At 56.9% G+C, this 439-nt stretch carries 1 protein-coding gene; it reads left to right on the top strand.

The genetic code is table 11. The annotated features are described in order from the left end of the window. On the top strand, positions 1–407 hold a 407-nt coding region (locus GVL05_RS19860; RefSeq protein ID WP_200849291.1), incomplete at its 5' end, for a hypothetical protein. Positions 408–439: the final 32 nt, after the last annotated feature.

A 439-nucleotide genomic window follows, 5' to 3' on the forward strand; every position in this document is an offset into this window, starting at 1 on the left:
GCACGGTTCACGATTTTGCCGACAGCCGCAAGCTTGGCGAAGCGATTGTGAAAGCGATCGAACAGTACGACGGCACCGTGGCGGTCCTTGCCAGCGGTTCGTTATCGCACCGCTTTATTGACGATCAGCGTGCGGAAGAAGGGATGAACAGCTACACCCGCGAGTTCGACCGCCAGATGGACGAGCGCGTGGTGAAGCTGTGGCGCGAAGGCCAGTTCAAAGAGTTCTGCAATATGCTGCCGGAGTACGCCGACTACTGCTACGGCGAAGGCAATATGCACGACACGGTGATGCTGCTGGGGATGCTCGGCTGGGATAAATACGACGGCAAGGTGGAGTTTATTACCGAGCTGTTCCCAAGCTCTGGCACTGGTCAGGTTAACGCTGTTTTCCCGCTTCCCGCGTAAGGAACCACCATGCCGCACTTTATCGTGGAATG

Source organism: Curtobacterium sp. 18060, assembly GCF_902706105.1.
GTDB lineage: Bacteria > Actinomycetota > Actinomycetes > Actinomycetales > Microbacteriaceae > Curtobacterium.